The 5,437-nt window shown below is 62.9% G+C and carries 5 protein-coding genes; 1 reads left to right on the top strand and 4 read right to left on the bottom strand.

Annotated features, from left to right (window positions below):
- Window positions 1-230 precede the first annotated feature (230 nt).
- The gene (locus AC4DF4_RS17755; RefSeq protein WP_490049440.1) at window positions 231-686 is read left to right on the top strand and encodes a hypothetical protein; all 456 of its coding nucleotides are present in this window, start codon (window positions 231-233) and stop codon (window positions 684-686) included.
- A gap of 44 nt (window positions 687-730) precedes the next feature.
- Here AC4DF4_RS17755 and AC4DF4_RS17750 read toward each other — a convergent pair whose 3' ends face one another.
- The 4 genes from AC4DF4_RS17750 to AC4DF4_RS17735 all read right to left on the bottom strand — a co-directional run bounded on the left by AC4DF4_RS17750 (window position 731) and on the right by AC4DF4_RS17735 (window position 5,258).
- The gene (locus AC4DF4_RS17750; RefSeq protein WP_490049439.1) at window positions 731-1,489 is read right to left on the bottom strand and encodes an exodeoxyribonuclease III; all 759 of its coding nucleotides are present in this window, start codon (window positions 1,487-1,489) and stop codon (window positions 731-733) included.
- Window positions 1,490-1,507: 18 nt separating this feature from the next.
- On the bottom strand, window positions 1,508-2,473 hold the full coding sequence (gene queA / locus AC4DF4_RS17745; RefSeq protein ID WP_490049441.1) for a tRNA preQ1(34) S-adenosylmethionine ribosyltransferase-isomerase QueA: 966 nt from the start codon (window positions 2,471-2,473) through the stop codon (window positions 1,508-1,510).
- A gap of 44 nt (window positions 2,474-2,517) precedes the next feature.
- Entirely contained in the window at window positions 2,518-3,090 is a 573-nt protein-coding gene (locus AC4DF4_RS17740) for a hypothetical protein (protein WP_490049438.1), read from the bottom strand.
- An 80-nt stretch (window positions 3,091-3,170) separates the two neighbouring features.
- A complete protein-coding gene (locus tag AC4DF4_RS17735; protein WP_490049437.1) occupies window positions 3,171-5,258 on the bottom strand; it encodes a glycosyltransferase in 2,088 nt (695 codons plus the stop codon).
- Window positions 5,259-5,437: the final 179 nt, after the last annotated feature.

The following is a 5,437-nucleotide window of genomic DNA, read 5'->3' as shown; positions in this document are numbered from 1 at the left end:
TGGTGGCTTTTTCATGGCGACGCGAAGATACCATGTGAGGCACCTTCCAATCATCCGCCGAAGCAGTCAGGCGAGCTCGAGCCTTTCAGGCTCGCCCGCCTGCTTCGGACGGCGTGGAAATGGTACCGGTCCCCGCAGCAGAACAAATGCGCCATTTTTGATGGCGAAATGTTACACTGCGGGGACCGACCCCAGAGACTGCGGGGACCGACCCCAGAGACCGATCGGTGATGGCGGGTCGCTGTGGTTCCGACCCCCGCAAGCGTGATGAAGCTCTCAAAAAGAACATTTCGGACTTCAGGAGTGACGCCCTCAAGCTGTTGAAGGGAAATCTACCAGAGAAGTACCATTCGGGTGGAGAAAATGAGCTGGACGCGTATGTGACCGAGCTCAAGGAGAATGGCTGCCGGATGGGAGAAGCACTGAAATCTCCGTTGAAGCACAAGACATTCCTGGTTGATCTGCATGGGGAATACCAGAGGAAGGAAACGCAGATCGATACGGAGAGGATTGCTGTGTTTGCCGAGCCTCAGAAAACCTACCTTCACGGCCTGGAGCTCAAAATGAAAGCGCTCCAAGAGGCGAATGACCCGCCGGCGGCAGACCCGATCAAAGCCGAGATCGACAAGGTGGCGGCCAATCCGGATTACTTCCCAGGCCTGATGCTGGCGGCCAAAAAGGAATAAGGGCTGCCAAGAAATTGCATTTGGGGTGAAATCCCCGACGATCTTCAAACCAGCGTGATCCCCACCGGGCAATGATCCGAGCCCGTGACGTGAGGCAGGATCTCCGCGTCTTTCACGCGGCCCATGAACGGCGTCGAGACTCCGAAGTAGTCGATTCTCCAGCCGACATTGCGCTCCCGCGCGCCGCCGCGGAAGGACCACCACGAGTAGGCGTCCTTCTTGTCCGGATAGAAATGGCGGAAGGTGTCGGTGAAGCCGGCGTCGAGCAGCTCGCCGAAGCCCGCGCGCTCCTCGTCGGAAAATCCGGCGGAAAAGCGGTTGTCCTTGGGCCGGGCGATGTCGATTTCCTGATGGGCCACATTGAGGTCGCCGCAGAAAACGACGGGCTTGGTCTTCGCCAGCTCCGCGACGTGGCGGCGGAACGCCTGGTCCCATGTCATCCGATAGGGAAGCCGGCGGAGGGCGTCCTGCGAGTTCGGCGTGTAAACATTCACAAGATGGAAATCCGGATACTCCAGCGTGAGCACGCGGCCTTCCTTGTCATGCTCGTCGATGCCGAGGCCGGTCCTGAAATCGAGCGGCTTCTCGCGCGTGAACACCGCGACGCCGGAGTAGCCGGGCTTTTGCGCGGAATCCCAGTAGCCATGATAGCCGCCGAGTTCCAATGGCAGCTGCACCTGCTCCGGTCGCGCCTTCGTTTCCTGCAGGCAGAGGATGTCCGGCTTTTCCGCCGTCACAAAATCACCGAAGCCTTTGCCAATCGTGGCGCGGATGCCGTTTACGTTCCAGGAAATGAGTGTCATCGGCGCGGAGTTTTCACCTCAGACCAGCAACATGCAATCCCCGTAGCTGAAAAACCGGTAACGTTCCTCGACCGCTTTCCGGTAAGCCTCCATCACCAGTTCCTTCCCGGCAATCGCGCTCACCAGCATGATCAACGTGCTTTGCGGCAGGTGGAAATTCGTCAGCAATCCGCCGACCACGCCGAATTGATAGGGCGGATGAATGAAGATGTCCGTCTCGCCGCGCTGCTCGCGGACCGGCTTGCCGATGGATTCCAGCACCCGCGTCACGGTCGTTCCTACGGCGACGACGCGGCCGGCGGCGTTGACTCTTTCCGCGGTCTCCGCGCTCACCACGTAGCGCTCGGAGTGCATGATGTGGTCCGCGACGACCTCCGCGCTGACCGGGCGGAAGGTGCCGACGCCGACGTGCAGCGTGAGGAAAGCGTGCGGGATTTTTTCCAACAACTCCGGCGTGAAATGCAGCCCCGCCGTGGGCGCGGCGATGGCGCCCTCCTCGCGGGCGAACACGGTCTGATAGCGGTCGCGGTCGGCGAGTTCGTCGTCGCGGCCCATGTAGTGCGGCAGGGCGAGGTGGCCGTGCTTGTCCAGATCCACGGGCGCGTCCCAGCGGATCAGGCGGTCGCCGTTTTCAAAGACTTCCGTCACGGTCCCCGTGGTGCCGCCGACGCTTACGGTGCGGCCGGGTTTCATGCGTTTTCCAGGCCTGACGAGGCAGCGCCATTCGAGCGGGGAAAGCCGGTCGAGGCAGAGCAGTTCGGTCCGGCCGTCGTCCGAGAAGAGCCGCGCGGGGATGACTTTGGTGTCGTTGAGGACGAGCAGATCATCCGGCCGCAAGTAGTCGGGGAAATCGCGGAACATCCGGTGCTCGACCTCGCCGCTGTCCCTGTGGACGACCAGCATCCGCGAGGCGGCGCGCTCGGCGAGCGGCCGCGCGGCGATCAATTCCCCGGGCAGGTGGTAGTCGAAATCTTTCGTCAGCAGCGGCATCGCCAATCCTTAGTCGGCACGGTTCCGCGCCGCAAGGGTTAGAACCGCGGGTCCTCCGGATTTCCGCCGGAGAGGATGTAGGCGTAGATGTCGAGCAGCTCGTCCGGGTTCAGCGCGTTGAGCAGGCCGGGCGGCATCATCGAGACGTCGTGCGGCTTGCGGGCGGTGATGTCGGCGTCGGCGACGGGGGTGAGCGCGTTCGGGGCGAAGGCGCTGGTCATCACGAAGAGCGTGTTGTTTTCCTCGACGACGACGAGGCCGGCGACGGAGCCGCTGTTCCGGGCGTCGATGCGGATTTCGTTTTCGCCGGGTTTGAGGAATTCTTTGAGTTTCGCGCTGGTGGGCTGGTCCCAGTTGGTGTTTTCCGCAACCTTCCGACCGTTGATGAAGACGGTGGCTCCGTTGTCGCAGGTGAAGTCGATTTTGGCGGATTTGACCGCGCCGGTGACGTTGAAGGTTTTACGGAAGGTGGCTTTTTCGCCGTCCTTGGCCGCCTTGCTGGTCCAGATCCACTGCGGCTCGGCGTGAAGCGGGATGGCGAACAGGACGATGCCGGAGAAAAACAGGGGAAACTTCATCAGAGAGGGTAGCGGCGAGAGGGGAAATTTCACGGGTTTTAAGATGACTGCGCCGTTCTACGCGCGAATCTCCCGGGATTTGTCAGAATCGCCAAACGCGGCGGACCGTGGACTCAGGAAGCCATTTTCTCCCCGAGGAGCCGGGCGATCCGGGTCGGTTCGGAACCCCACACGCGGACGAGCGTGCGTTTGGCGGTTCCGCGGCCGCGCTCGGTGGCCATCAGCACGCGGGTGCCGGCTTTTTCGACGTCCCAGGCGTCCGTTTCGCCCGCGGCTTTCCAGCCTTGGCGGAGCAGGATTCCGAGGAAATAGTCGCGGTCCTTGCCTTCCGCGGAGTGGATCGCGAACTCTTCGGCCGGGCCGCAAATTGGGGTTTTGCGTGGCGATTCCGGGCGGAGGAAAACCGTCCGGTTTCGCGCCCAGGCGCGGATCCGGGGTTGGAGGAATTTCACGGCTCGGAGCGCGAGCCGGGATTTCAGGGAATCGGAATTTTTCGCCAGGCCACGCAGCGGCAGCATCCGGTTGGTGATCGCCTGATAGCCGGCGTCGCCCATCGGGCCGTGATAGATGATGGAGTCCGCCATCACGCGGACCGGGCCGCCGCCGTAAACGAAGCCGTGCCATCTCGCGGCGCCGCGCTTCGAGAAGCGGTCGGGGTGCTTCGCTAACAACAAGCGCTCGGCGCGGCCGTAGCCGAGTTGCTGGCCCAGGAATTTCGAGATCGACGGCCGCCGCCAATGCCAGACGAAGGCGCCGGGCACGAAGCCGAGGCGGAATCCGGCGTCCCTCAGCCGCCAGCAGAAATCCACGTCGTCGCCCGCCGTATGGAACTGTGGATCGAAGCCGCCGATGGCGTCGAACGCGGCCCGCGTCACGGCCAGGTTGCAGCCGGGCAGGTGCTCGGCCTCCTCGTCGTCGAGCATCACATGGCTTGGCGCGCCGGGCGCGGCGCAGACGACCGCTTCCTCCCAGGTCTTGGGTTTCGGCGGCAAATTCGGTCCGCCCGCCGCGGCGAATTTGCCCTCCTGAAATGTCCGCCGCAGCCGTGTGATCCATTCCCGGTCCGGCTCGCAATCGTCGTCCGTGAACGCCAGCACCTCGCCATGCGCGGCGGCAGCGCCGATGTTGCGGGCATTGCTCAAGCCGCAGGGCTCCAGCCGCACGAGCCGGGCCCATGGGAAATGTTTCTCCACGAAATCGGCGCTGCCGTCGGTCGAGCCGTCATCCACGACGATCGTCTCGAAGCCGCCGCCGTCCATTTTGCGGATCGCCTCGAGGCAGGTGCCGATGCGGTCGCGGCCGTTTCGGGTGCAGACGATGACGCTGAAAAAGGGGGCTTCAGATTTGAGATTTGAAATCTGAAATTTGAGATTCAAGAGCGCGGGCTTCGCGTTGCCTTGCCGGTCTGTCAGGCCGAAGTCCCAGTCCAGCACCTCGGTGCCGACCCACCAGCGGTCGCTCCACGCGTAAATGGTCATGCCCGCGGTTTCCAGATCGAGCGCGGCTTGGCTGGCCCAGCGGAGGATTTCCGCCTGCCGCTCCAGGCCGTTGCGCTGCGAATCGATGCCGAACTCCGAGATCACCAGCGGTCGGTCGCCCGCGATGTGATGCAGCCGCTTGAGGTAGCCGCGGAACTCCGGCTCGTTTTCCAGATAGATGTTGAAGGCGGTGAAATCGGCGTTTTCCGGCTCCAGATATTCGGTGCTCGGGTAGTTCGCGTAGGCGAACAACAGGCCGGGCGCGAGTTCCTTGCCAAGGGCGATGAGCTCTTCGAGGGCGCGCCGCACCTTGAGCGGGCCCATCCAGCGCGCCAGGTCGGGGGGAATCTCGTTGCCCACATAAACGCCCGCCAGCGCCGGATGCTCGCCGGTGCCCTTCAAGCCGTTGACCAGCGAGATCGCCGCTGCTGAGTAAAGCCCGGGCCGTTGGAAAAAATCCGCGCTCTGGCCCCATTCGAGCCCGCCGAAAACCTTCAAGCCGTGCTCTGCCGCGGCGTCGAGAAGGCGCGCGGGCGGCATTTCATAAAGCCGGATCGAGTTGAACCCGGCAGCCGCCATCCCTGAGAAATCCGGTCCGAATGATTGCGGCCAGCCGCCGGGAAACGGCCCGTAAGTGACCGCGTTCATCCGCACGCGGCGGGTCCCGGCGCGGAAAAACTTCCCGTCCGTCTGCCATCGTCCTGCGTCATCCGCATCTGCCACGGCGTGATCCTAGAGTCCGCGCGTGAGATTCCCAAACCCAAATCGACCGTTAAACCCGAAAACCGAAGTTGGATAAGGCATCGTTTGGCTACAGGCCATGTGGTAGAAGGGTTGTGTCGAATAACCGCACACCACACCCCTTCACCAAACGATGCAAAGTTCTTGCAATCCTATCTTCC

Source organism: Luteolibacter sp. (assembly GCF_058122085.1).
This window is presented reverse-complemented; position numbering and strand designations above follow the sequence as displayed.